The sequence below is a fragment of the Cupriavidus oxalaticus genome (genome assembly GCF_004768545.1).
Lineage (GTDB): Bacteria > Pseudomonadota > Gammaproteobacteria > Burkholderiales > Burkholderiaceae > Cupriavidus > Cupriavidus oxalaticus_A.
Map to the genome: position 1 here is coordinate 477,041 of NZ_CP038634.1, position 23,584 is coordinate 500,624.

Annotated in this window: 25 protein-coding genes; 14 read left to right on the forward strand and 11 right to left on the reverse strand. The window is 68.4% G+C overall.

Annotated elements, in window-relative coordinates; all coding sequences use genetic code 11:
• Positions 1-213: 213 nt before the first annotated feature.
• A complete protein-coding gene (locus E0W60_RS02090; protein ID WP_135702861.1) occupies positions 214-1,323 on the reverse strand; it encodes an acyltransferase family protein in 1,110 nt (369 codons plus the stop codon).
• Positions 1,324-1,656: 333 nt separating this feature from the next.
• Here E0W60_RS02090 and E0W60_RS02095 point away from each other — a divergent pair, with 333 nt between their 5' ends.
• On the forward strand, positions 1,657-2,517 hold the full coding sequence (locus E0W60_RS02095) for an amino acid ABC transporter substrate-binding protein (RefSeq protein ID WP_431189875.1): 861 nt from the start codon (positions 1,657-1,659) through the stop codon (positions 2,515-2,517).
• Between the two features lie 194 nt (positions 2,518-2,711).
• Entirely contained in the window at positions 2,712-3,020 is a 309-nt protein-coding gene (locus E0W60_RS02100) for an amino acid ABC transporter permease (RefSeq protein ID WP_133094468.1), read from the forward strand.
• 92 nt (positions 3,021-3,112) lie between these two features.
• Here the strand turns inward: E0W60_RS02100 and E0W60_RS02105 are convergent, their stop codons facing one another.
• Entirely contained in the window at positions 3,113-4,018 is a 906-nt protein-coding gene (locus E0W60_RS02105) for a hypothetical protein (protein WP_135702863.1), read from the reverse strand.
• Positions 4,019-4,217: 199 nt separating this feature from the next.
• On the opposite strand from E0W60_RS02105, the gene E0W60_RS02110 reads away from it, so the two are divergent.
• From E0W60_RS02110 to E0W60_RS02145, 8 genes are all read left to right on the forward strand, one after another.
• Positions 4,218-4,781: an HdeD family acid-resistance protein gene (locus E0W60_RS02110; protein WP_135702864.1), complete on the forward strand. Its 564-nt coding sequence runs from the start codon at positions 4,218-4,220 to the stop codon at positions 4,779-4,781.
• A 284-nt stretch (positions 4,782-5,065) separates the two neighbouring features.
• Entirely contained in the window at positions 5,066-6,805 is a 1,740-nt protein-coding gene (locus tag E0W60_RS02115) for a glycosyltransferase family 39 protein (RefSeq protein ID WP_135702865.1), read from the forward strand.
• 19 nt (positions 6,806-6,824) lie between these two features.
• Positions 6,825-7,196, forward strand: coding sequence for an EamA family transporter (locus tag E0W60_RS02120; protein ID WP_133094463.1), 372 nt, complete (start codon positions 6,825-6,827; stop codon positions 7,194-7,196).
• A gap of 102 nt (positions 7,197-7,298) precedes the next feature.
• Positions 7,299-8,471 carry a DegT/DnrJ/EryC1/StrS family aminotransferase gene (locus E0W60_RS02125; protein WP_135702866.1) on the forward strand — a complete coding sequence of 391 codons (1,173 nt, stop codon included), beginning with the start codon at positions 7,299-7,301 and terminating at the stop codon, positions 8,469-8,471.
• A complete protein-coding gene (locus tag E0W60_RS02130; RefSeq protein WP_133094461.1) occupies positions 8,450-9,445 on the forward strand; it encodes a glycosyltransferase in 996 nt (331 codons plus the stop codon). The genes E0W60_RS02125 and E0W60_RS02130 overlap by 22 nt, the downstream gene beginning before the upstream one ends.
• Entirely contained in the window at positions 9,445-10,374 is a 930-nt protein-coding gene (locus tag E0W60_RS02135; protein ID WP_135703952.1) for a formyltransferase, read from the forward strand. The genes E0W60_RS02130 and E0W60_RS02135 overlap by 1 nt, the downstream gene beginning before the upstream one ends.
• Positions 10,371-11,423, forward strand: coding sequence for a bifunctional UDP-4-keto-pentose/UDP-xylose synthase (locus E0W60_RS02140; protein WP_133094460.1), 1,053 nt, complete (start codon positions 10,371-10,373; stop codon positions 11,421-11,423). Before E0W60_RS02135 ends, E0W60_RS02140 begins: the two co-directional genes overlap by 4 nt.
• A gap of 13 nt (positions 11,424-11,436) precedes the next feature.
• On the forward strand, positions 11,437-12,342 hold the full coding sequence (locus tag E0W60_RS02145) for a polysaccharide deacetylase family protein (RefSeq protein ID WP_135702867.1): 906 nt from the start codon (positions 11,437-11,439) through the stop codon (positions 12,340-12,342).
• A gap of 72 nt (positions 12,343-12,414) precedes the next feature.
• Here E0W60_RS02145 and E0W60_RS02150 read toward each other — a convergent pair whose 3' ends face one another.
• The 4 genes from E0W60_RS02150 to E0W60_RS02165 form a co-directional block, all read right to left on the reverse strand.
• Positions 12,415-14,805: a heavy metal translocating P-type ATPase gene (locus tag E0W60_RS02150; RefSeq protein ID WP_135702868.1), complete on the reverse strand. Its 2,391-nt coding sequence runs from the start codon at positions 14,803-14,805 to the stop codon at positions 12,415-12,417.
• A gap of 82 nt (positions 14,806-14,887) precedes the next feature.
• A complete protein-coding gene (locus tag E0W60_RS02155) occupies positions 14,888-15,298 on the reverse strand; it encodes a VOC family protein (protein WP_135702869.1) in 411 nt (136 codons plus the stop codon).
• Positions 15,299-15,427: 129 nt separating this feature from the next.
• Positions 15,428-16,879 carry a heavy metal sensor histidine kinase gene (locus E0W60_RS02160; protein WP_135702870.1) on the reverse strand — a complete coding sequence of 484 codons (1,452 nt, stop codon included), beginning with the start codon at positions 16,877-16,879 and terminating at the stop codon, positions 15,428-15,430.
• Positions 16,876-17,577 carry a heavy metal response regulator transcription factor gene (locus E0W60_RS02165; RefSeq protein WP_133094455.1) on the reverse strand — a complete coding sequence of 234 codons (702 nt, stop codon included), beginning with the start codon at positions 17,575-17,577 and terminating at the stop codon, positions 16,876-16,878. Before E0W60_RS02165 ends, E0W60_RS02160 begins: the two co-directional genes overlap by 4 nt.
• A 215-nt stretch (positions 17,578-17,792) precedes the next feature.
• On the opposite strand from E0W60_RS02165, the gene E0W60_RS02170 reads away from it, so the two are divergent.
• A complete protein-coding gene (locus tag E0W60_RS02170) occupies positions 17,793-18,239 on the forward strand; it encodes a hypothetical protein (protein WP_133094454.1) in 447 nt (148 codons plus the stop codon).
• Positions 18,240-18,316: 77 nt separating this feature from the next.
• On the opposite strand, the gene E0W60_RS02175 is transcribed toward E0W60_RS02170, so the two are convergent.
• Positions 18,317-18,631 carry an H-NS family nucleoid-associated regulatory protein gene (locus E0W60_RS02175; protein ID WP_135702871.1) on the reverse strand — a complete coding sequence of 105 codons (315 nt, stop codon included), beginning with the start codon at positions 18,629-18,631 and terminating at the stop codon, positions 18,317-18,319.
• A gap of 292 nt (positions 18,632-18,923) precedes the next feature.
• Between E0W60_RS02175 and E0W60_RS02180 the strand changes: the two genes are divergently transcribed.
• A complete protein-coding gene (locus E0W60_RS02180) occupies positions 18,924-19,199 on the forward strand; it encodes a hydroxyquinol 1,2-dioxygenase (RefSeq protein ID WP_133094452.1) in 276 nt (91 codons plus the stop codon).
• Between the two features lie 60 nt (positions 19,200-19,259).
• On the opposite strand, the gene E0W60_RS02185 is transcribed toward E0W60_RS02180, so the two are convergent.
• Entirely contained in the window at positions 19,260-20,147 is an 888-nt protein-coding gene (locus E0W60_RS02185) for a 3-keto-5-aminohexanoate cleavage protein (RefSeq protein ID WP_135702872.1), read from the reverse strand.
• Positions 20,144-21,121, reverse strand: coding sequence for a 3-hydroxyacyl-CoA dehydrogenase family protein (locus E0W60_RS02190; protein WP_135702873.1), 978 nt, complete (start codon positions 21,119-21,121; stop codon positions 20,144-20,146). The genes E0W60_RS02185 and E0W60_RS02190 overlap by 4 nt, the downstream gene beginning before the upstream one ends.
• Before the next feature lie 214 nt (positions 21,122-21,335).
• Here E0W60_RS02190 and E0W60_RS02195 point away from each other — a divergent pair, with 214 nt between their 5' ends.
• Together E0W60_RS02195 and E0W60_RS38025 are read left to right on the forward strand one after the other, a co-directional pair.
• Positions 21,336-22,274: a LysR family transcriptional regulator gene (locus E0W60_RS02195; RefSeq protein ID WP_133094449.1), complete on the forward strand. Its 939-nt coding sequence runs from the start codon at positions 21,336-21,338 to the stop codon at positions 22,272-22,274.
• The gene (locus tag E0W60_RS38025) at positions 22,271-22,393 is read left to right on the forward strand and encodes a hypothetical protein (protein WP_255519723.1); all 123 of its coding nucleotides are present in this window, start codon (positions 22,271-22,273) and stop codon (positions 22,391-22,393) included. Before E0W60_RS02195 ends, E0W60_RS38025 begins: the two co-directional genes overlap by 4 nt.
• Positions 22,394-22,573: 180 nt before the next feature.
• Here E0W60_RS38025 and E0W60_RS36925 read toward each other — a convergent pair whose 3' ends face one another.
• Complete coding sequence (locus E0W60_RS36925; protein WP_165971468.1) at positions 22,574-22,744, reverse strand: hypothetical protein; 171 nt, start codon at positions 22,742-22,744, stop codon at positions 22,574-22,576.
• A 166-nt stretch (positions 22,745-22,910) separates the two neighbouring features.
• Entirely contained in the window at positions 22,911-23,582 is a 672-nt protein-coding gene (locus tag E0W60_RS02200; protein WP_135702874.1) for a GntR family transcriptional regulator, read from the reverse strand.
• Positions 23,583-23,584: the final 2 nt, after the last annotated feature.

Here is a 23,584-nt window from a genome sequence, read left to right on the forward strand (position 1 = left end):
GAATCCTGACCAAATGGTCAGGTTTACGATTCCATACTAGGCAACGTTCATGCCATCGCCCAATGCCGGTTTACGCGAGTTTTGCCGCGCTCTGTATGGCGCCGTACGCAAGCGCAGCGCAGGCATGCACGCAGGGAGTGCCGGCAGCATGACACCGCCGGTGCACGCGCACCAGCAGGAGGCAGCCTGCCGCACGCGCAGGGGTTGCAAGCCTTACACGGTAGGACGGCTCGCCGAGCCGCGCGAGTCAGACAGCCATGCCCTCGCCGCGCGCAGCGCTGCCAGGGGGCTTGCGCTTTCCACGTAGCGATGGAACAGCGCGCCCGCAACGTTGCTCAGCGCCCACGCAGCCGCCATACCCAGCGCGTTCAGCACCGGCTGCCCCGGCGCAAGGTTCGACACCAGCACATTGACCAGCAGGCACACCGGGAAGTGCACCAGGAAAACCGAATAGGAAATGCGGCCAAAGAAACCCACCACATGGCCGCGCGGCCAGCGCTCCATCCAGCCGCCGCGGCGGGCCACCGCCAGCAGCAGCGCGGTGGCCAGCGCTATGGCGATACGCAGGCGGAAATCGACGATCAGCGCCGCCAGCGCCACCGCGCAGAGCACCAGCAGCGGCATCGCCGATCGGCCCGGGTTCGAGGCCCACCATGCCAGCGTGCCCATGCCATAGGCGCCGAAGAAGTACACCGCCCAGATATCCCAGGCGGCATCGCGGTTGAACCAGAACAGCGACGCGACCGCCAGCAGCGCCACCACGCCGATGCCGGCCGCGGCGCCCGCCTGCGCCTGGCGCGGCGCAAAGGCGCGCGCGGCCCACAGCGCCACCAGCAGCAGGCCGAACAGCTGGAGGTCGATCGCGACGTACCAGACTCCGGCCGAGAGGGCCTCGACATCCAGCACGTTATGCAGCAGCGTAAGGTGCGCCAGGAACTGCGTCAGGTGCGCTGGCGCCGGGATCGATTCATGGATCATCCACTGCCGCGCCAGCGCGGCGCCGGCAATGCTCAGCAGCAGCGCCGCGGCGAAGGGCACCACCAGCTTCAGGTAACGGCGCCACAGCATCGCCAGCGGGTGTTCGCGGATTTCCAGCCGGCCGTGCGGCGCCAGGCTGCGCGCCGCGAGGAAGCCGCTGATCACCAGGAACACCTGGACCGCGATGCGGGCATAGTCATACAGCCAGTCCACCAGCCCCGGCGCGAGACGGTATGCGGTGTCGGACATCGGGCCGTAGAAAGCGAGATGGTGCAGCACGATCAGCTGAGAGCTGACCGCCTTGAGCGCGTCGATGCAGGGCAGGCGTGACGGACGGGGGCTCATTGTTCTTTGGAATCTGACAAAGCGCACGAAAGGCGGGATTCTACCTGTTTGCCCTGATTGACATGTGGCGTCATGTCCACAAATTGCGGATTGGTTACACACTGGCAGCGATTGTTTCCGATTGCTTGCCGCGCCATTCATGTCTCACCAGAGAAGCATTTGCTTATGACGACTTTATCCTTCGCCGAGCAAAGACCCGGGTATACCCTAGCGTTTTTGCCGCGCCTGCGGTTAGCTCTCCGGTTTGCTCGAATGTCCGTCCCTGCCCTGTCTTCCCTGCTCGCCCGCTTGTCTAATGCGCGTCGCCCCCTGGCGGCGCTCGTCTTCGGCGTCATGGTCACCGCGCTAGCACCGGCTGCGGCCCATGCCCAGCCGCAAACCCCCGTGCTCGACAAGATCCGCGATTCCGGCACCATCGTGCTGGGCTATCGCGAATCGGCACTGCCCTTTTCCTTTGCCGACGACAAGGGCCAGCCGGCCGGCTATGCGGTCGACCTGTGCCTGCGCGCTGCCGAAGCCGCGCGCCAGAAGCTGGGCCTGAAAGACCTGAAGGTGCGCTGGATGCCGCTGACGCCGCAAAACCGCATCCCCGCGGTGGTCAACGGCCTGGTCGACCTCGATTGCGCCCCCAACACCAACTCGCTCGAACGTCAGAAGCAGGTGGCCTTCAGCGTCTCGCACTATGTCTCGACCGTGCGCATGCTGGTCCGCGCCGACTCTGGCATCCGCACGTTCGGCGACCTGCGCGGCAAGACCGTGGTCACCAGCGCGGGCTCGACCGGCGACCGCCACGTGCGCCGGCTGAAGGGCCAGTATGGCTACCACGACGTCTACGCCAAGGACCATGGCGAGTCGTTCCTGCTGCTGGAATCCGGCCGCGCCCAGGCCTTCGTGATGGATGACGTGCTGCTGGCCGGCCTGCGCGCGCGCGCCAAGGATCCGTCGCAGTACGTGATCGTGGGCCCGTCCCTGTCGATCGAGCAAAATGCGCTGATGTTGTCCAAGGCCGACCCGGAATGGAAGCGCCTGGTCGACCAGACCCTGGGCGTGGCCTTCACCGGCCAGGACGTGATCGCGCTGCAGAAACGCTGGTTCCAGCAGCCCATCGGCAGCCGCGGCATCAACCTGGCGCTGGCGCCGTCGGGCGAGGTGCGCGCCGCGTGGAAGCACCCGTCGGACGCCGTCACCGAGTAACTCCGGTTCACACCGGGAGAGCCGGAACCGGAACCGGTCCGGGGCCGCAATTCAGGATTTCCATGAGAGTGCCGCGCCGGGCAAGCCCCAAGTTGACAGCGACGAACGATGTTGGCGACACTGGCCCGAGCCGTCCCCGTGTGGGACAGGCCACATACACGACCGCCCGACGGCGGCATTTCTCAGGAGAAATCATGAACAAGTTTGTCGCGACCGCGATCGCGCTCTGCCTCGGCGCTGCCTCGCTGGCTGTCCACGCGCAGGGTACCGGCAAGAAGCAGTTCGATCCGTATTCCCAGGGTGCCAAGTCGGGCGAGAAGTTCGACCCGTACTCCCAGGGTGCCAAGTCCGGCGACAAGTTCGACCCGTACAGCCAGGGCGCGAACAAGAGCACGCGCAGCGACCTGAACCCCGCCGCACCGGCCACCGAGCAGAAGCCGGCCAAGAAGTCGTCCAAGAAGTCGTCCAAGAAGAAGGCCGCTCCGGCGCAGGCTGCCAGCTGAACCGCAACGGCTCCGACGAAAAAACCCGCCGAGGCGGGTTTTTTTGCGCCCTGCGCAGGCCAAAGCCTGCTCAAAGCCGTTCCGAAGCCCGTTCAAGGCATCTGCGTGTCGCGCTCCAGCGCGGTGACGTCGATGCGCTGCACCTTGCCATCCTGCCTCACCTCGGTGCGCAGCACGAAGGCATCGGACGGGCAGTACCAGTCGGTCACATGCATCACCGAAGGCTCGACCTGCACCACTTCCTCGCCCACCAGCACAGGCCCCAGCGACGTGCGCTTCTCATAGGTGATCGGCAGGCACTCCTTGCGCCCCATGACGGTCTCGATCATCTGGCGGCGGCCAACCTGGCGCGAGCCGATGTGGATCGACGCATGCAGCGCGCGCATGGTGCTGACCACTTCGCCGGAGCCGAGCGGGTAGACCTTGAGCGATACGCTGGACTGGAACGTCTCGCCGTCGAGCGTGCTGCCTTCGCGCAACTCCAGGCCGGCGTAGTTGAAGACGCCCTTGCCCCGGAACGAGGCTTCGCCGTACATGCGCGCATAGCGGGCCCGGGCGTTGATGATGGCATGCTGGCTTTCGATGCTGGTCTCGTCATTCGGCGTGCGCCGGTCGATCACGACCTCATGCACCTGCTCCATGATCACCGGCGGCCCCATCAGCGCCGACATCGCGGACTTGGAGCTGACCGTCAGCTGCGCGCGGCATCCGGATGCGCTGCGGCCGACGTCGCGCAGCGTCATGCGGATCGACATCGGCAGGGCGCCGTCGCCCTCCATCTGCACATGCGAGCCGGAACGGAACCAGGGCGCGTTGCAGAGCACCGCCGCTGCCGACGCGGCCATCTGCGTGGCGGCCACCTGCGCCGCGGCGCTGACCGCGGTCGCGGCGGCAGCGCCGGCGGGCGCGGCCGGCTGTGCCGCCGCCGGCATGGCCAGACACAGGCCTGCCAGCGCGGCAAGATTTGCAAGCCGGTATTGCTGCGCCTTTGTCTTCACATGAATCCCTGTCTAGAATGTCTTGGCGCCCCCGATAGCGCCCGGCCTGCCAGACGACCGCCTGGTCACTCAGATTATTCGTGTTTTTCGTGCAAGTGGCTATCTCGCTGATAACTTATCGGCGGCCCGCACCACCGTCCGCGATCGCCGGGCTGTTTCCGTGCACCGGCCCCCCGCGCGCGGGCCCATAGGAGGTTCCATGCTTCAGTACTACGCGAAACTATGGTGGGTGGTCGCCCTGCGCGGCCTGTTTGCGCTGGTATTCGGCGTCTGCGCGTTCTTCGCGCCGATCGCCACGCTGGCCGCGCTGGTGATCGTGTTCGGCGCGTTTGCCGCGGCCGACGGGCTGATGGCGCTGGTCATGGCCATCTCCGGCAAGGACCGCGAGACCAGCGACCGCTGGATCCTTGCGCTGCAGGGCCTGCTCGGTCTCGGCGTGGGCGCGCTGACGTGGTTCAGCCCGGCCATCACCGCGCTGTCGCTGCTGGTCTATATCGCGGTATGGTCGCTGGCCACCGGCGTGCTGCAGATCGTCGCGGCGATCCGGCTGCGCAAGGAGATTCCCAACGAATGGTGGCTGATCCTGACCGGGCTGGTCAGCATCGCCTTTGCCTTCCTGGTGCTGTGGCAGCCGCTGGCGGGGGCGCTGGCGGTGCTGTGGATGATCGGCGCCTGGGCCATCGTGTGCGGCGTCCTGCTGCTCGGCGTCGCGTTCCGCCTGCGCCGCGCGCGTCCTGCCGCGGCAGGCATCCAGGCGGCCTGAACGCCATCCGGCGGGCCCACCGGCCCGCCCGCCGCTGGCTTTGCGACTGACGGGTCACCCCGACACCGTGCTACCATTGCCCGCCGCGCGTGCCCACGCGGCGGCTTTGGCCTCCCATGCGCCTGGCAGCCGCATCGGCGCGGCCATCCCGCATGACTTGCGGCTGGTTCTGAAAAAGCCGCCAGCGCCTGTCCACCAACGGACCGCGCAATGCGTTGTGATGGCTTGCCGTCGTCGTGCACCCACGCAAGACCATCCCAATCCGTCGTTTTTCCAGGAGCTCCATGCGTAGTTCATCGACCTCGCGGTATGCCGGGCTGTCAGTAGGTGCCACCACCACCAGTGCCGTCGTGCTGGTCAGCCTCGCCATCCTGCTGGTCTGGTTCGGCACGCTCGACATGCGCCACCTGCTGCGCTCGGACGAGGGCCGCTACGCCGAAATCGCGCGCGAAATGTTTGTCACCGGCGACTGGGTGACGATCCGCTACCACGAGCTCAAGTACTTCGAGAAGCCGCCCTTCCACCTGTGGGTGACCACGCTGGCCTATACGCTGTTCGGCGTCGGCGACTGGCAGGCGCGCCTGTGCGTGGCGTTGTCCGGCCTGCTTGGCCTGGGCGCAACCATGCTGGCCGCGGCGCGGTGGTATGGGCAGCGCGTGGCGCTGCTGGCCGGGCTGGCGCTGGTGGCGGCGCCGATGTGGAATGTCGCCGGGCATTTCAATTCGCTGGACATGACCCTGGCGGGAGCGATGGCGTGCGTGCTGGCCTGCATGCTGATTGCGCAGCACCCGCACGCCACGCCCGCCGCGCGCCGCAACTGGATGCTGGCTTGCTGGGCCGCCATGGGCGTGGCGGTGCTGGTCAAGGGGCTGGTCGGGCTGGCGCTGCCCGGCCTGGTGCTGGTGGTCTATACCGTCGCCACGCGCGATTTTGGCCTGTGGCGCAGGCTCCATGTGCTGGCCGGCATGGCGGTGCTGCTCGCGGTCACCGTGCCGTGGTTCTGGCTGGTGTCGGTGCGCAACCCTGAATTCCCGCATTTCTTCTTTATCCACGAGCACTGGCAGCGCTACACCTCGAACGTTCACCAGCGCGAAGGCAAGATCTGGTTCTTCGTGCCGCTGCTGCTGGCCGGATTCCTGCCCTGGCTGGGGCTGGCGCCACAGATGTGGCAGGCGGTGCGCGAGCGCGCCGGCGTCGCGCGCGGCACTACGCCGCGGCCGTTCCAGCCCGCGCTGCTGGCGGCGCTGTGGGCCGCGGCGATCTTCGTGTTCTTCAGCCTGTCCGGCTCCAAGCTGCCGGGCTATATCGTGCCGATCTTCCCGGCGCTGGCGCTGCTGGCGGGCGTGGCGCTGGACACGGTCACGGAACGCGCGTGGCGCTGGCAGGTCAATGCCGTGATTGCGCTGGCGGTCATCGGGCTGCTGGCGTGCCCCTTCGTCGCCATGCTGGACAAGCCAAGCACGCCCAATGCCGTGTACCGCGAATTCACCCTGTGGATCGCCATTGCCTTTGCCATCATGCTGGCCGGGGCCATCGCTGCGCGGCGGCTGCTGCGCACGCGCGGCGTATTTCCCAGCATTGTGGTGTACGCGCTGGCGATGTTCGCCTGCTGCACGGTGGCGCTGCGTGGCCACGAGGCGATGGGGCGGCCCGGCTCCGGCGCGGACCTGGCGCCGGCGATCAATGCAGTGCTGACGCCGCAGATGCCGCTGTACAGCGTCGGCATGCTGGACCATACGCTGCCGTTTTACCTGCGCCGCACTGCCATCATGGTCGCGCATCAGGACGAACTGGAATTCGGCATCGGCCAGGAGCCGCAGAAGTGGATCCCCACCATCGACGGCTTTATCTCGCGCTGGCAGGACGGCCAGCGCGCCGTGGCGATCATGATGCCCGAGACCTACAAGATGCTGGCGGCGCGCGGCGTGCCGATGCACCGGATCGGCGGCGATCGCCGGCGCGTGGCGGTCGCCAACTTCGCCCTGCCGGGCGAAGGCCCGCACGCGCCATCCCAAGGACAGTAACTTTGCACCACCCGGCGCCATGACGCTCTCGACTTTCCTGTTTATCGTTACCGGCGTGCTGCTCAACGCAGCCGCCCAACTGCTGCTCAAGGCCGGCGTCAACACCATCGGCGCGATCACGCTGGATCGCGGCACGCTGCTCGTCACGGCACTGCGCGTGCTGACCCAATGGCCGGTGCTGGCCGGCCTGACGCTGTACGTGGTCAGCGTCGGCGTGTGGATCGTGGGGCTGTCGCGCGTGGACGTGTCGGTCGCCTACCCGATGCTATCGCTCGGCTACGTGGTCAACGCGCTCGCCGCCTGGTGGCTGTTCGGCGAGATGATCGGTCCCTTGCGCGTGGCCGGCATCCTGCTGATACTGGCTGGCGTCTTCCTGATCGCCCGTTCGTGACCGGGCTGTCCTGGCTTGCCTGGCCTGGCTTGCCTGGCCGGACTTGCCTGCCTGACTTGCCGACCGGAACCGATTCTTCGCGGATTTTTCGTTTTTTAGCCCATGACTGCTCCCGCTTCCGAGTTCCTGCCCTTTGTCCGGCCTGAAATCGATGCCGCCGCCATTGCCGATGTCGGCAGGGTGCTGGCGTCCGGCTGGATCACCTCCGGGCCGAAGATGCAGGCCTTCGAGGCCGCGCTGTCTGACCTGTTCGGCGGACGCCCGGTGCGCACCTTCGCCAACGGCTCGGCGACGATGGAAATCGCGCTGCGCATTGCGGATATCGGCCCTGGCGATGAAGTCATCACTACCCCGATCACCTGGGTCGCCACCGCCAACGTGGTGATCGCGGTCGGCGCGCGCCCGGTGTTCGTCGACATCGACCCGCGCACGCGCAACCTGGACCTGGACGCGGTCGAGGCGGCCATCACGCCGCGCACGCGCGCGATCATGCCGGTGTACCTGTCGGGCCTGCCGGTCGACATGGACCGCCTCTACGCCATCGCATCGAAGCATGGCCTGCGCGTGATCGAAGACGCCGCCCAGGCGATCGACTCGCGCTGGCGGGGCCAGCGCATCGGCGCGTTCGGCGACCTGGTCAGCTTCAGCTTCCAGGCCAACAAGAACATCACCACCATCGAGGGCGGCTGCCTGGTGATGAACACGCCGGAAGAAGCGGTGCGCGCCGAGCGCCTGCGGCTGCAGGGCGTGATCCGCACCGGCATGGACGGCATGGACGTGGAAGAACCCGGCGGCAAGTTCAACCTGACCGACGTCAATGCCGCCGTCGGCCTGGCCCAGCTCGAAAAGCTCGACACCATTACCGCACGCCGCGCCGAACTGGCCGAGGCCTACTTCCGCTGCGCCGCCGACCATGGCCTCGCCGACCTGGGCATCGAGCTGCCGCAGCCGCTCGATGCCCAGGCCGCCACCACCAACTGGCACATGTTCCAGGTGGTGCTGCCGACCGAACGCCTGCAGGGCGGTCCGGCGCAGGCGCGCCGGCAGGTCATGGAAGCCCTGCGCGAGCGTGGCATCGGCACCGGCGTGCACTACCCGCCCATCCATCTTTTTACCTACTACCGCTCGCTCGGCTGGCGCGAGGGCATGCTGCCGCATGCCGAACGCATCGGGCGCGGCATCGTCACGCTGCCGCTGTTCCCCGCGATGCAAGCCGCCGACGTCGAGCGGGTCTGCGCAACCCTCAGCGAAACATGCAAACGTCTCTCCACATGAGCCCGGTCGAAGTCTCGGTAGTCATTCCGGTCTACAACGAAGAAGACGGGCTGCAAGCCCTGTTCGACCGCCTCTATCCGGCGCTGGATGGCCTCGGCGACTCTTACGAGATCATCTTCATCAACGACGGCAGCACCGACCGCTCTGCGGCGCTGCTGGCCACGCAGTTCCACAAGCGCCCGGACGTGACCCGGGTGGTGCTGTTCAACGGCAACTTCGGCCAGCATATGGCGATCCTGGCGGGCTTCGAGCATACCCGCGGCAGGATCGTGATCACCCTCGACGCCGACCTGCAGAACCCGCCGGAAGAAATCCCGCGCCTGGTCGAAGCGATGCGCGCCGGCCATGACTACGTCGGCACCATCCGCCGCCAGCGCAACGACACCGCATTCCGCCGCTACGCGTCGCGCGCGATGAACCGGCTGCGCGAGCGCATCACCAAGATCCGCATGACGGACCAGGGCTGCATGCTGCGCGCCTATGACCGCAACGTGATCGACACCATCAACGCGTGCCGCGAGGTCAACACCTTCATCCCCGCGCTGGCCTACACCTTCGCGTCGAATCCCATCGAGATCGAGGTCGGCCACGAGCAGCGCCATGCGGGTGAATCGAAATATTCGCTGTACCAGCTGATCCGCCTGAATTTCGACCTGGTGACCGGCTTCTCGATCGTGCCGCTGCAGTGGTTCTCGGCGATCGGCACGATCCTGTCGCTGTTCTCCGGCGTGCTGTTCGTGATGCTGCTGGTGCGCCGCTTTGTACTCGGCTCGGAAGTGCAGGGGGTGTTCACGCTGTTCGCCATGAACTTCTTCCTGATCGGCATCCTGCTGTTCGGCGTGGGCCTGCTGGGCGAGTACGTCGGCCGCATCTACCAGGAAGTGCGCGGCCGCCCGCGCTACCGCATCCAGGCGGTGCTGGAAAAGGCCGACCCGGCGCACGCCGCACTGGGCCGCAAGGGCCGGGAGCCATGATGCGCGCTGTCGTCTTCGGCTACCACAATGTCGGCGACCGCTGCCTGCGCGTGCTGCATGCGCGCGGCGTGGAAGTGGCGCTGGTCATCACGCACCGCGACCGTCCCGACGAGAACATCTGGTTCCGCCGTGTCGCGGACACCGCCGCGGAGCTAGGCCTTCCCTTTATCTACGGCGAGGATCCTGCCGATCCCGCGATCGCGCAGGCAGTGCGCGACGCGCGCCCGGACGTGATCTTTTCCTTCTACTACCGCGCGATGATTCCGGCGGCAGTGCTGGCGCTGGCTCCTGGCGGCGCCTTCAACATGCACGGCTCGCTGCTGCCGAAGTACCGCGGCCGCGTGCCGGTGAACTGGGCGGTGCTGCACGGCGAGACCGAAACCGGCGCAACGCTGCATGCAATGGAAGCGAGGCCGGATGCGGGCTATATCGTCGACCAGACCGCCGTGCCGATCCTGCCGGACGACACCGCCGGCGAAGTCTTCGAAAAGGTCACGGTGGCCGCCGAACAGACCCTGTGGCGCGCGTTGCCGGCGATGATCGCCGGGCAGACGCCGCAGCGGCCCAACCGGCTTGCGGAAGGCAGCTATTTCTCCGGGCGCAGGCCGGAAGACGGCCGCATCGACTGGAGCCAGCCGGCTGCGAGCGTCTACAACCTCATCCGCGCGGTCGCGCCGCCCTACCCCGGCGCATTCACCGAGGTGGCCGGACAGCGCTTTATCGTGGCGCGGGCGCGCCGCCTCCAGGCCGGCAGCGCACCCGCCGGCTTGCCGCCCGGCCTGCACGTGCAGGCCGGCAGGCTGCTTGGCCTGTGCGGCGATGGCGGTGCGGTGCTCGTGACCGAATTGCTGGCGCATGACGGGGCGCTGGTCACGCCCGATACCTTTTCCCAGATTCTCAGAAAACAAACCAACGAGGAAAACCGATGAAAAAGGTCCTGATTCTCGGCGTCAACGGCTTCATCGGCCATCACCTGACGCGCCGCATCCTGGAAACCACGCCGTGGGAGGTCTACGGCATGGACATGAACACGGACCGCCTGGGCGACCTCGTCGATCACCCGCGCATGCACTTCTTCGAAGGTGACATCACCATCAACAAGGAGTGGATCGAGTACAACATCCGCAAGTGCGACGTGGTGCTGCCGCTGGTCGCCATCGCCACGCCGGCCACCTACGTGCGCCAGCCGCTGCGCGTGTTCGAGCTGGATTTCGAGGCCAACCTGCCGATCGTGCGCGCCGCGGTCAAGTACGGCAAGCACCTGGTGTTCCCGTCGACCTCGGAGGTCTACGGCATGTGCAGCGACGAGGAGTTCGACCCGGAAGCCTCGCCGCTGGTCTACGGCCCGATCAACAAGCCGCGCTGGATCTATGCCTGCTCCAAGCAACTGATGGACCGCGTGATCCACGCCTACGGCATGGAGCAAGGGCTGAACTACACGCTGTTCCGCCCCTTTAACTGGATCGGCGCGGGCCTGGACTCGATCTTCGAGTCGAAGGAAGGCTCGTCGCGCGTGGTGACGCAGTTCCTCGGCCATATCGTGCGCGGCGAGCCGATCAGGCTGGTCGACGGCGGCGCGCAGAAGCGCGCGTTTGCCGATATCTCGGACGGCATCGGCGCGCTGATGCGCATCATCGAGAACCCGAGCGGCATCGCCAGCGGCAAGATCTTCAATATCGGCAATCCGGCCAACATCCATTCGGTGCGCGAGCTGGCCGAGATGATGCTGAAGATGGCCGCGGACTACCCCGAATACGCCGAGGAGGCGCGCAAGACGCAGATCGTCGAAACCTCGTCGGGCGACTTCTACGGCAAGGGCTACCAGGACGTGCAGCACCGCGTGCCGAAGATCGACAACACCGTCGAAGAGCTGGGCTGGAAGCCCGAGGTCACGATGGAGCAGTCGCTGCGCCGCATCTTCGAGGCGTATCGCTGCAAGGTGGTCGAGGCCCGCACGCTGGTCGACTCGGCCAACTGAGCGCGCACCGCAGATGGCACGCATTGCCCTGAAGGTCGACGTCGACACGCTGCGCGGCACGCGCGAAGGCGTGCCGAAGCTGCTGTCGATGCTGGACGCCGCGCAGGCACAGGCCACCTTCCTGTTCAGCCTCGGGCCTGACCATACCGGCTGGGCGCTGCGGCGCGTCTTCCGGCCGGGCTTCCTGAAGAAGGTGTCGCGCACCTCGGTGGTATCCAACTATGGCTTGCGCACGCTGATGTACGGCGTGCTGCTGCCGGGCCCGGATATCGGGCGCAAGGGCGCGGCGGAAATGCGCGCGGCCCGCGCCGCCGGCCACGAGTGCGGCATCCACACCTGGGACCACGTCTACTGGCAGGACAACGTGCGCGAGCGCGATGCGGCCTGGACCCGGCGCCAGATGCAGCAGGCGTTTGCGCGCTACACCGAGGTCTTCGGCGAACCGCCGGCGACGCATGGCGCAGCGGGCTGGCAGATGAACGAGGATGCGTTCCGCCAGATCGACGACTGGGGCATGGCCTATGCGTCGGACGGGCGCGGCACGGCGCCCTATATCCCCACCATCGACGGCGTGCCGTGCCGGCACGTGCAGATGCCGACCACGCTGCCGACGCTGGACGAGCTGATCGGCACCGGCGGGCTGACCGAAGACAATGTCCATACTGCGGTGCTGAAGCTGACCGAAGGCGCGGGGGACCATGTCTTTACGCTGCATACCGAACTGGAAGGCGGCAAGCTGGCGCCGGTGTTCGAGCGGCTGCTGGCGGGATGGCGCGCGCAGGGGCACGAGCTGGTGTCGATGGCGGCGTGGTATCGCGGGCTGGAGCGCAGCGGGCTGCCACAGTTGCCGGTGACGTGGGGGGAGATTCCCGGGCGGAGCGGGGAATTGATTGTGCAGCCCGAAGTGTTATCGCGCTGAGCCGCAGCCAACGCCGTCTGAACCAGGCTCCCCTCTCCCGCAAGCGGGAGGGGAGCAAACCCGTGGCAATACTCAGTCCCTGCGGCTGGCTGCCCCCACGCGCAGCCCATTAAACACCACCAGCAGGCTCGCCCCCATATCGGCGAACACCGCCATCCACATCGTCCCCATCCCCATCACAGTCAGCGCCAGGAACACCGCCTTGATGCCCAGCGCCAGCGTGATGTTCTGCACCAGGATGCGCGAGGTGCGGCGCGACAGCCGGACGAACTCCGGAATCTTGCGCAGGTCGTCGTCCATCAGCGCCACGTCGGCGGTTTCGATGGCGGCGTCAGTGCCGGCCGCGCCCATGGCGAAGCCGATATCGGCGCGCGCCAGCGCCGGCGCATCGTTGATGCCATCGCCGACCATGCCGATGCGGCCGCCGCGCGCATGCGCGGCGTCGGCCAGCGCTGCGATGCCGTCAGCCTTGTCCTGCGGCAACTGGTTGCCACGCGCCTCGTCGATGCCGACCTCGGCCGCGATGGCCTGCACGGTATGCGGGTTGTCGCCCGACAGCATCAGCGTCTTCACGCCCAGCGCATGCAGTCCGGCAATCGCCTGCCGGCTGGTCTGGCGTACCGTGTCGGCCACCGCAAAGAGCGCCAGCGCGGTCGCGGCGCCGTTGCCTTCGACGCGCACCAGCAGCACCACGGTCTTGCCTTCGCGCTCGATCGCTTCCAGGCGTGCCTCCAGCGCCGGCGAGCAGGCGCCCAGGTCATGCACCAGCCGGTGATTGCCAAGCCGGTATTCCACGCCCTGCACCGTGCCACGCGTGCCGCTCCCCGCGAGCGCCTCGAAATCGTCCACCGGCAGCGTCGCAATGCCTTCGCCCGCCGCGGCGGCGGCCACCGCGCGCGACACCGGGTGGTCCGAGCGAGCGGCCAGGCTGGCGGCAATGGCGCGCACCTGCGGCGGCGCGTCGGCCAGCAGCGCATGGTCGGTTTGCACCGGCTTGCCGTGCGTGATCGTGCCGGTCTTGTCCAGCGCCACCCAGGCCAGGTGCCGGCCCTGCTCCAGGTAGACCCCGCCCTTGACCAGGATGCCCCGGCGCGCGGCCGCGGCCAGGCCGCTGACGATGGTCACCGGCGTGGAAATCACCAGCGCGCACGGGCAGGCGATCACCAGCAGCACCAGCGCCTTGTAGATCCAGTCGGCCCAGCCACCGCCAGCCAGCAGCGGCGGCACCACCGCCACCGCCACGGCAATGGCGAACACGGTGGGAGTGTAGATGCGCGCGAACTGGTCGACGAAGCGTTGCGTCGGCGCGCGGCTGCCCTGCGCGGCTTCCACCGCGTGGATGATGCGCGCCAGCGTGGAGTCGCCGGCGGGCGCGGTCACGGTGTATTCCATCTCGCCCGACTGGTTGATCGAGCCGGCGAAAAGCGGATCGCCTTCGGCCTTGTCGACCGGCACGCTTTCACCGGTGATCGGTGCCTGGTCCAGCGCCGACTGGCCGCGCACGACCTTGCCGTCCAGCGCCACGCGCTCGCCGGGGCGCAGCCGCACCAGCGCGCCGACGGCGACGCTGGCCGCGGACACGGCTTCCCAGCTGCCGTCGTCGCGGCGCACCGTCGCCTGCTCCGGCGCCATCGCCATCAGCCCGCGGATGGCATTGCGGGCGCGGTCGAGCGACGCTGCCTCGATGCGCTCGGCCAGCGCGAACAGCACCATCACCATCGCCGCTTCGGGCCATTGCCGCAGCAGCAGCGCGCCGGTGACGGCGATGCTCATCAACGCATTGATATTCAGGTTGCCGTTGCGCAGCGCGATCCAGCCCTTGCGGTAGGTGGTGAGGCCACCCAGCGCCACCGCCGCCAGCGCCAGCGCGGCCGGCAGCCACGGCAGGCCGAGCGCCAGCCATTCGGTCGCTTCCGCGCCGACCGCGGCCACGCCGGCCAGCACCAGCGGCCACCACGGCTTGCGTGCGGTGGTCTCGGGCAGGACCTGCTGCGCGGCTTCGGCATCCAGCGGCACCGCCTGCATGCCGAGGCTGCGGATGGCCGCGACCACCGGCTCCGGCGACGGCAGCGTATGGTGGAGCGTCAGCACCCGCTGGATCAGGTTGAACTCCAGCGCCGCCACGCCCGCCATATTGCCCAGCTTGTTGCGGATCAGCGTTTCCTCGGTGGGGCAGTCCATCGCGTCGATGCGATAGGCGGCGGTGCGGGTTCCGGCCGGCACCTCGACGGGCGCGGCCGGCGTCAGCGCAATCGTTGACGAGCAGCCACCGCCACAGCAAGAGGGCGCCGTGGCGTCCGGGGCGGCCTGCGAATGTGCATGCCCGTGATTGTGGCCATGAGCATGGCCAGGACCGTGATCATGGACGTGATCGTGGCCATGTTCATGGCGGCGTCCGGAGTGATCGTGCCCCGGGCCGGCATGGTCCCGGGGCAGTGCGTCTTCAGGTGACGTGCGAGCCATCTCTTGTTGTTCGCGTGGTTTGACCTGATGACATTGAAGACCCTGTAGCGGCTACAGAGTCAAGCAGGCTTCAAGCGGACCCTTAGTGCTCGCAATTGACCATCCACGACATGCCGAAGCGATCCACCAGCATGCCGAAGCCTTCGGCCCAGAACGTCTTCTGGTACGGCACCACCACCTGCCCGCCTTCGGCCAGTCCGTTGAAAATGCGCTCACCCTCTTCCTTGCCGACCGCGCCGACCGACAGGCTGAAGCCGCTGAAGGCCGGCCGCTCGCCCGGGCGGCCATCGGACGCCATCAGCTGGGTCTCGCCGAACTGGATATTGGCGTGCATCACCTTGTCCTTCCAGTCTTCCGGGATCTGCATGCCCTGGTCCGGCGGCGCCTCCTTGTAGCGCATCGCGAATGTCACCTGCGCGCCCAGCACCTTGCCGTAGAACGCCACGGCTTCGTCGAAGCGGCCGCCAAAATCCAGATAGGGTTGCACCTGCATGTCACTCTCCTTGTGGGTTGTGATCCTGGTTGCGTGTGGATGCGCCGGCCGGAGTTGCCTTGCCGGCACGCGCGCCATTATGCGCGCGTGCCGGGCACATGCAAGCGCAGCGGTCCGCTGCCGATCGCTTCAGGCCACCGTGGCGGGAGCCTGCGTCGCCGCGGCCGAGGTTTCGGCCGGGAATTGCAGCGAGAACACCGTTTCGCCGTCGGCGCTGCGCACGGTCACGCTGCCGCCGTGCAGCCGCATGATGGTGTCGACGATTGCCAGCCCGAGGCCGGTCGAAGTGGCCGAATTGCGGCGCGACGGGTCCGCGCGGTAGAAGCGGCCGAAGATATGCGGCAGGGTGTCCGGCGGGATCGCCGGTCCCGCGTTGCTGACGCGGATGCAGGTGTTGGCCGCCCCACCCGGCGCGGGAACGCGCGTGGCATCCAGCCGCACCGTGGTTCCCTCGGGCGCGTGGCGCAGCGCGTTGTCGAGCAGGTTGGTGACCGCGCGCCGCAGCAGCGCCTGGTCGGCCTGCACCAGCGCGTGTCCGCCAACCGCCAGCGTGACGTCGCGGTCGGCCGCGACCGCCTCGAAATACTCGGCCATCTTGTCGAGCTCTTCACGCGCATCCAGCGTGCGCACGCCCAGCGCCACCTGCGCATGGTCGGCGCGCGCGAGGAACAGCATGTTCTCGATCATGCGCGCCAGCCGTTCGTATTCTTCCAGGTTCGATTCGAGCAGCGCCTCGTATTCCGCCGCGCCGCGGCTTTGCGCCAGCGTTACCTGGGTCTGGCCGATCAGGTTGCTGATCGGGGTGCGGAAATCGTGCGCCAGGTCGGCCGAGAACTCGGACAGCCGCGAGAAGCTGTCCTGCAGCCGCGCCAGCATGTCGTTGAGCGCGGCCGCCAGTTCGCGCAGCTCGGCGGGCGCACTGCCCACATCGAGCCGCGTGGCAAGCCGGCTGGTGGTCACCGCGGCCGCGTCGGTTGCCATGCGCCGCAGCGGCTGCAGACCGCGCCGCGCCAGCACGAAACCGAGCCCGGCCGCCGCGGCCGCGCCGCACAGCGTCGCCCACAGCAACCGGTAGCGGTATTCGCGGATCAGCGCCACGCGGTAGCCGGCATCGCGCAGCACCACGATCTCGACGGCCTTGTCGGAATCCCCGAGCTGGCCGAGCGCGGCAATGCCGCGCGAAGGCACGCCGTTGCGCGGATACCAGGTCTGCAGCATGTCTTTCTCCGGCTGCATGCCGGCCGGCAGCACGCGCAGCGGCGGCACGGACTCGTTGCGCGGATTGAGCGTGACCAGCGGCTCGCCCTGGCGCGAGCGCACCACCAGGATCAGCCCCTCATGGCCCATGGCGATATCGGCGAACCGGTGCGTATCGGCGCGGATCTCAGCCTCGCTGCGCACTTCGCGCAGCAGGTGGCGCACCAGCAGCACTTCGCCGACCAGTTCGCTCTCGTCGCGGCCCTGCAGCTGCGCCGACAGCGCGCTGGACAGGTAGGCTGCCACGCTGACCAGGATCGCGGCCGTGGCCAGCCCGTACGCCAGCGCCAGCCGCGTGGTCAGGGACGACGGCAGCCGCATCATGCCGCGCCGGGCCCGAAGCCATCGCTGTCTTCGCCGTCATCCAGCACATAGCCCATGCCGCGCCGGGTATGGATCAGCTTGCGCGCAAACGGGTCGTCGACCTTGGCGCGCAGGCGCCGGATCGATACGTCGACCACATTGGTGTTGCTGTCGAAGTTGACGTCCCACACCTGCGACGCGATCAGCGAGCGCGACAGCACCTCGCCGCGGCGGCGCGCCAGCAGGTACAGCAGCGCAAACTCCTTGGAGGTCAGGTCGATCTTCTGGCCGGCGCGCACCACGCGACGGCGGATGGCATCGATCTGCAGGTCGGCCACTTCGATGAATTCGCTCTCGCGCAGCGGCCCGCGGCGCAGGATGGTGCGGATGCGCAGCACCAGCTCCGCGAAGGCGAACGGCTTGACCATGTAGTCGTCGGCGCCAAGCTCCAGGCCCTTGAGGCGGTCCGACAGCTCGTCACGCGCGGTCAGGAACAGCACGGGCGTGTCGCGCTCGCGGCGCAGCTCGCGCAGCACCTGCCAGCCGTCAAGGTTGGGCAGCATCACGTCCAGCACGATCAGGTCGTAGGGGTGCTCGCGCGCGTGGGCCAGGCCGTCGACACCGTCGCGCGCCAGGTCCACCACGAAGCCGGATTCGGTGAGGCCCTTGAGCAGGTAGTCGCCCGCCTTGGGTTCGTCCTCGACAATCAGGATACGCATGTGTCAGTCACTTTCCGGCGGCACCAGTGCCGCCATGGCGTAACGCTAGCCGAGGATGGCGGGAAATGGGCAAAGATTTCAGAAATGTCATGGCAAAGACGGCTTTCTGCGGGGAAATGCCAGTAAAATGCGCGGTGACCGCCGGCCCGGCCGATGGTTCCCCCCGCGCTCCGCGCGATTTCGATTACCTGTCCGCTTAGCCTTCGCCCGCCTTGATGAAACGCCTGCCGCGCCTGTCGAACTCCCTGCTGCTGTCGCTTGCACTGCTCGCGCCGGTATCCGGTGCCCTGGCGGCCGTGACGACCGTATGCAGCGCGGTGCAGGCCGCGGGGCTGTCGCTGCCGGAACGGCACGCAGCGGCCAAGATGGAAGCCGAAGCCGCACTGGGTGGCGGCAGCGAAGGCAGCTGCCGCGGCGCCGCGGTGCAGGTCATGGTGGAACCCGGCGGACAAGGCGTGCCGCTGCAACTGCAGGACGGGTCGCCGCAGCCGTCGGACGACGACACCGCAACGCTGCCGGGCCAACCTGCCGCCGCCGCGGGCGAACTGCCGGAACTGCCGCCCGAGGTGATGGCCCACTGGGCGCATGCGGCCCCGATGGCGACACCGGCGGTATTCAACGACCTGCTGCCCGACCTGCTGCCTTTTGCCTCGCGCTGCTGAAGCGCAACGCCGCGCCTGGCGGCGTTCCTGACTGCTACCCGCTTATTGCCGCAAGCCGCTGGCGCTGCGCGTGCGGCTTATTCGACGCGGAAGAACTCGATCGATTGCCCCGCATTGACCGCGCGCTGCAGCCAGTCGGGGTATTCGCCCTCGCCGTCCCAGCTTTGCCCCAGGGCATTGCGGTAGAGCGGACGCGGTGCGCCATTGGATTTGGCGCTGGCAACATCGGCGCCGGCCTCGGGCGCGGCCTTGCGTGAGGGTTCCACAGCGCGCGCCGGGACCTTGTCGAAGCATCCCGCGGCGACCAGGTCGTCAAGCGTCAGCGCATGACGGTCCATTTGCTCGTGGATCCACGCCACCGCAGCGAGTTTGGCTGAATCAGACTCGGACATGACTATCGTGAGAGGCCCGCTGCATTTCCGCGGGCAATGAGGACCGGCGATGGAACCGCAGGCCGGTCGGATAGCCATGATTCTACAGCCTTTGCCGGTGCTGCCGGCGTTTGCGCGCGACGGCGCGGCGCATTTCCTTGCATTTCCCTGCATTTGCCGTGCGCTTGCCGCGCAGGGCAAATGCTGCATGACGGCAATGTCATGTCGGCGTCATGCTGGCGTGGATGGCCAGTGCCTAGACTTCTCTCTACCGCCACCCGTACCGGGCTGGCACTCTTACGGAGAAGCATCCATGCAAGCACTCAGGCAAGTCTTTGTCGCCACCGCACTGGTTGCGGCCGCGGTCGGCACCGCGCAGGCAGCACCGCGCAGCGTCGATCCGTTCAGCGACGGCGCGCGCAGCGTCACCGGCACGCGCAGCTCGTTCACCGACGGCGCGCATACGGCCACCGGTACCCGCAGCAGCTTTACCGATGGCGCACACACCGCCACCGGCACCCGCAGCACCTTCACCGACGGCGCACACAACCCGAACGGTCCGCGCGACAGCTTCAGCGACGGCGCCTGACCTCGGCCGCCCGCCGCGCGGCCACCATTGTGCCCACCACGGCGCGCACGCGGGACCGCATCAGCGCACCGCGCCGTAGATCCGGCGCGCATCCGCGGCGTCGGCGATCGGCCGGCCCAGCGTGAGTCCGCCCTGCACGGCCTGCGCCACCAGCGCGGCGTTGCCGGGCGCGCGGCTGCCGTCGCGCAGCAGCAGGTTGTTCTCGAAGCCCACCCGCACATGGCCGCCGAACGCGGCGGCCGCGGTCACGCAGGCATTCTCTTCGCGGCCAAAGGCGCAGATCGCCCACGGCAGCGCATCGTCGCTTTCCGCGGCCACCTGCAGGAACGGCAGCAGGTCGTGCGGCGACGAGACCTGCCCCGCCGAATAGCGCCCCAGCACATACAGCAGCGACCACGCACCCGCCGGCACCAGTCCGCGCGCGCGCAGCGCATGCCAGCGGCGCACGTCGGCCGCGTCGTACAGGATGACCTGCGTCATCACGCGTTCGCGCGCCAGCCAGGCGAAGAACGCGGCCAGCTCGCTTTCCGGGATCTCCGGCACGGCCACCTCGCGCAAACCCACCGACACGGCTTCGGGCCGCAGCTCGCGCACCATCGCCATCTGCGCGGGGGCCTTGTACACGCCGGCGGCTTCGCTGGTCACCTGCACCAGCAGCGAATCGCCGACGGCCTGCTTCACGGCGGCCAGCGCGTCGCGGTAGGCCTGCGCGTCGAGCGAATGGCGGCCCTGCGCATCGCGCACGTGCATATGCATCATGGCGGCGCCGGCATCGAGGCAGGCGCGCGCTTCCTGTGCCAGCGCCGCGGCGGTCAGCGGCACCGCGGGGTGGTCGGCAGCCTGCTTGTAGGCGCCGTTGGGCGCGACCGTGACGATCAGCGGGGAATCGGCAAGCGCCGCGCGGGCCGCGGCGGCTTGTGTCGAGGCAGACGGATTGGCTTGGGTCATGGCTGGATCTCGGGCAATTCAGGAGCGATCAGGTCGAGGCCGGCGCGCAGCAGGCGGTCGTAGCGCGCGCGCTCGGCGGCAATGGCTGCGGGGCTCCAGACATAGAAGCCCTCGCCGCGCTTCATGCCGTGGCGGCCGTCGGCGGCGCGCTCGGCCAGGCAGCGCGCGGGATGGTCGTCGTTGCAGAAGCTCGGGTACATGGTGGCGCCGGCGGCGGCGTGCACGTCGATGCCGGCATGGTCGCGCTGCAGCACCGGGCCAGCCGCCAGAAAGCGGAAGCCGAAGCCGAAGCGCACCGCCGCATCCACGTCCTCGGGCGAGGCAATGCCGCGGTCGATCAGGTTGAAGGCCTCGCGCGACAGCGCGTGCTGCAGCCGGTTCGCAAGGAAGCCGGGCAGGTCCTTGCGCACTTTCACCGGCACCATCGCGCAGCGGCGCATGAACGCGATCAGCGCGTCGGCGCTGCCTTCGTCGCTGTCTTCGCCCATCACCACTTCGACCAGCGGCACCAGGTGCGCCGGCATGAAGAAATGCAGGCCCAGCATGCGCTCGCGCGACTCCAGCCCGCCGCCGATCGCGCTGATCGGGAAGCTGGAGCTGTTGCTGGCGAGCACCGTGTCCGCCCGCGCGCGGCGGACCAGGTCGGCAAACAATTGCTGCTTGAGTTCCAGGCGCTCGGGGATGCATTCGATCACCAGGTCGACGGTGGCCCATTCCACCTGGTCCAGCGTGGCGGCCACGGACAGGCATGCGGCGCCGTCGGCGCGGCCGATGGCGGCCAGGTTGTCGCGCACCCGCCCGGGCAGCGCGGCGCCGCGCGTGGCGTCAGGCTCGATCACGGTGGTGCGGCACAGGGCGCGAGTCAGCACCACGGCGACGTCGGCGCCCATGGTGCCGCCGCCCACCACCACCGCATGGGCGGCGCCGGGACGGCCCAGTGGGCTGGCAGTGACCGCTTCGGTCGGGTTCGGCATAGGTTCTCCGGGGAAGTCCTGCGGGATTGGTGCCGCCCCGGGGGCCGCAGTGGCGCGCCGGGCAACGGAATCCCGGCAGTGTAGAGAACTCGCTTTGATTGATGAAGTCGATTCTCTGGATAAAATGATCCACAAATCAGATCAATCGCACGATCCGACCGCTCGTGCCGCTCATGTCTTCCGCGGCGCACACCGCGCCCGCCACTGCCTGACCATGAAAATCAACCTGTCGATGCGGGACATCGAGACCACGCTGGTGCTCGGCCGCACGCTCAATTACCGCCAGGCCGCCACCCAGCTGCACCTGTCCCAGTCCGCCCTGTCCACGCAGATCCTGCGCATCGAGGAATCGCTCGGCGTGCGCCTGTTCGATCGCACCACCCGCACCGTGCGCCTGACCGCCGCGGGCCAGGTCTTTATGCAGCAGGCCGCGCTGCTGCAGGCCGCCTTCCGCGGCGCCATCGACGCCGTTACCGGCATTGCCAGCGCCGAGCGCGGCCAGGTGGCCGTGGCGGCGCTGCCGTCGCTGGCGGCGCGCATGCTGCCGCGCGTGCTGATGGCCTATCACCGGGCGCGCCCGGAAGTGGCGCTGAAGGTGATCGACACGCTGTCCGGCCCGGCCTTCGACCTGGTGCGCGCGGGCGAGGTGGACTTTGCGCTGACGGCGGCCGATCCGCAGCAGGCCGACCTGCATTACGAGCCGCTGCTGTCCGACCGCTTCGTGCTGCTGATCCCCTCGGCGCACCCGCTGGCGCGCAGCAGCGGCCCGTTGCGCTGGGCCGATACCGCCACCGCGCCGCACGTATCGATGACGCATCCCAGCAGCGTGCGCCAGTACGCCGAATGGGCCTTCCTGCAGAACAAGATCCGCTTCCAGCCGGTGTTCGAGGCCGAGCACCTGGCCACCATCGCGGCCATGGTCGAATGCGGCTTCGGCGTGGCGGCGCTGCCAGAGATTGCGGCCGGCACGGTGCGCCAGGCCGGCATCGTCGAGCGGTTACTGACCGCGCCAGTGACCGAGCGCTCGATCGGGCTGGTGACCTCGCGCAACCGCTCGCTGTCCCCCGCCGCCGCCGAACTTGCCGCGGCGGTGCGCGCGCAGCTGGCGCATCCCGCCGCTGCCGGCGCCGGCGCCATGGAGGCCAGCGCATGAGCATCATCGTCGATATCCTGATCCTGGCCGGCGCGCTGCCGGCCATCGTCGCGGTGGTGCAGTGGTCGCGGTGGTCTGCGCCGGCCTTATGGCCAGCGCGCTCGGGCCGACGCGCCTGAACCCGCCGAACTGGCGCCACCTGCGCATGATGTGGGAGCTCGCGATGCCGCGCACCATTACCCGCACGGCATCGAGCCGGGCTCGCGACCGGCCGCTGGCGCGCGCTGGCCGATCGCTTCGGGCTGCCGATCCGCCGCCGCCGTCAGGACAGGCCCGGCACGGAGCCGGGCCCGCAGGCTTTAGGAAGGGTCTTTGGTACGCGTGCGCGAGACGGCCATCATGATGCCGACGCCGAGCACGATCAGGCAGGCGATGCCGATATAAACGGTCGCGAGGCCGGCCGTTGACATCGCCCAGGCGATGCCGCCGACCAGGACCAGCAAGCCAATGATGTATAGCGCGAATGACATGAATCGGCTCCTTGCGGTGGTGACGCTGCTTCCAATGTAGGCAGCGTCACGCGCGCAAGGGATAGGACGATGGCGGACGGCGGCGTAGGCGGGTTCTGACTTCGCTGTGATGCCGCTGCCACAGGGCGGTGGCCGCAATGCGGCCCGCCGGGGCTGTCCGCAGGGTTCAGGCAGCGCCCCGGGCCTGCGCCGCGGCGAGATAGGCATCGCGCGACGGCAGCAGGTGGCGGCGGCACAGTTCCACCAGCGCCTCGCGGTTGCCCTGCTGCAGCGCCTCGATCATGGCCCAGTGCTCCTGCCGAGCGCGCTCGCGATAGGCCGCGGCCGCCAGCGTGCCGAACCGGATCGGGTGGGTGCGGCGCGCATAGTCGCCGATGGCCTGCTGCAGCACGGCATTGCCGGTCAGCGCGAACAGCTCGCGGTGAAAGGCCTGGTTGATGCGGAACACCGCGCGCGCATCGCCAGCGGCCACGGCGGCGTCATGCTGCTTCTGCACCGCGGCCAGCGGCGCCAGCCGCGCCGGCGGCACCGGCAGGTCGATCTGCCCGGCGGCATGGCATTCCAGCACTTCGCGCAGTGCGTACAGTTCCAGCACCTCGCGCGCGGAGAACGCGCGCACCACCGCGCCGACATTGCGCTTGCGCTCGACCACGCCGATCGCCTCCAGCCCCGCCAGCACCTGCCGCACCACATGCCGCTTGAGGGCGAAGCGCGCCATCAGGTCGTCCTCGGTCAGCCGCTCGCGCGGATGCAGGCGGCCGAAGACGATGTCCTCCTCCAGCGTATCGACGGCCTGCTGCATGGCGCCGGCTTCGGACTGTGGGGTGATGTCCGGCATGG

Coding starts and splice junctions, on each gene's coding strand:
- E0W60_RS02095 (WP_431189875.1), top strand. CDS start 1,657: ATGGTCACCGCGCTAGCACCGGCTGCGGCCCATGCCCAGCCGCAAACC.
- E0W60_RS02135 (WP_135703952.1), top strand. CDS start 9,445: ATGCGCGCTGTCGTCTTCGGCTACCACAATGTCGGCGACCGCTGCCTG.
- E0W60_RS02180 (WP_133094452.1), top strand. CDS start 18,924: ATGCAAGCACTCAGGCAAGTCTTTGTCGCCACCGCACTGGTTGCGGCC.
- E0W60_RS02140 (WP_133094460.1), top strand. CDS start 10,371: ATGAAAAAGGTCCTGATTCTCGGCGTCAACGGCTTCATCGGCCATCAC.
- E0W60_RS02150 (WP_135702868.1), bottom strand. CDS start 14,805: ATGGCTCGCACGTCACCTGAAGACGCACTGCCCCGGGACCATGCCGGC.
- E0W60_RS02125 (WP_135702866.1), top strand. CDS start 7,299: ATGACTGCTCCCGCTTCCGAGTTCCTGCCCTTTGTCCGGCCTGAAATC.
- E0W60_RS02200 (WP_135702874.1), bottom strand. CDS start 23,582: ATGCCGGACATCACCCCACAGTCCGAAGCCGGCGCCATGCAGCAGGCC.
- E0W60_RS02165 (WP_133094455.1), bottom strand. CDS start 17,577: ATGCGTATCCTGATTGTCGAGGACGAACCCAAGGCGGGCGACTACCTG.
- E0W60_RS02120 (WP_133094463.1), top strand. CDS start 6,825: ATGACGCTCTCGACTTTCCTGTTTATCGTTACCGGCGTGCTGCTCAAC.
- E0W60_RS02175 (WP_135702871.1), bottom strand. CDS start 18,631: ATGTCCGAGTCTGATTCAGCCAAACTCGCTGCGGTGGCGTGGATCCAC.
- E0W60_RS02155 (WP_135702869.1), bottom strand. CDS start 15,298: ATGCAGGTGCAACCCTATCTGGATTTTGGCGGCCGCTTCGACGAAGCC.
- E0W60_RS38025 (WP_255519723.1), top strand. CDS start 22,271: ATGAGCATCATCGTCGATATCCTGATCCTGGCCGGCGCGCTGCCGGCC.
- E0W60_RS02100 (WP_133094468.1), top strand. CDS start 2,712: ATGAACAAGTTTGTCGCGACCGCGATCGCGCTCTGCCTCGGCGCTGCC.
- E0W60_RS02185 (WP_135702872.1), bottom strand. CDS start 20,147: ATGACCCAAGCCAATCCGTCTGCCTCGACACAAGCCGCCGCGGCCCGC.
- E0W60_RS02170 (WP_133094454.1), top strand. CDS start 17,793: ATGAAACGCCTGCCGCGCCTGTCGAACTCCCTGCTGCTGTCGCTTGCA.
- E0W60_RS02160 (WP_135702870.1), bottom strand. CDS start 16,879: ATGATGCGGCTGCCGTCGTCCCTGACCACGCGGCTGGCGCTGGCGTAC.
- E0W60_RS02090 (WP_135702861.1), bottom strand. CDS start 1,323: ATGAGCCCCCGTCCGTCACGCCTGCCCTGCATCGACGCGCTCAAGGCG.
- E0W60_RS02190 (WP_135702873.1), bottom strand. CDS start 21,121: ATGCCGAACCCGACCGAAGCGGTCACTGCCAGCCCACTGGGCCGTCCC.
- E0W60_RS02110 (WP_135702864.1), top strand. CDS start 4,218: ATGCTTCAGTACTACGCGAAACTATGGTGGGTGGTCGCCCTGCGCGGC.
- E0W60_RS02195 (WP_133094449.1), top strand. CDS start 21,336: ATGAAAATCAACCTGTCGATGCGGGACATCGAGACCACGCTGGTGCTC.
- E0W60_RS36925 (WP_165971468.1), bottom strand. CDS start 22,744: ATGTCATTCGCGCTATACATCATTGGCTTGCTGGTCCTGGTCGGCGGC.
- E0W60_RS02115 (WP_135702865.1), top strand. CDS start 5,066: ATGCGTAGTTCATCGACCTCGCGGTATGCCGGGCTGTCAGTAGGTGCC.
- E0W60_RS02145 (WP_135702867.1), top strand. CDS start 11,437: ATGGCACGCATTGCCCTGAAGGTCGACGTCGACACGCTGCGCGGCACG.
- E0W60_RS02130 (WP_133094461.1), top strand. CDS start 8,450: ATGCAAACGTCTCTCCACATGAGCCCGGTCGAAGTCTCGGTAGTCATT.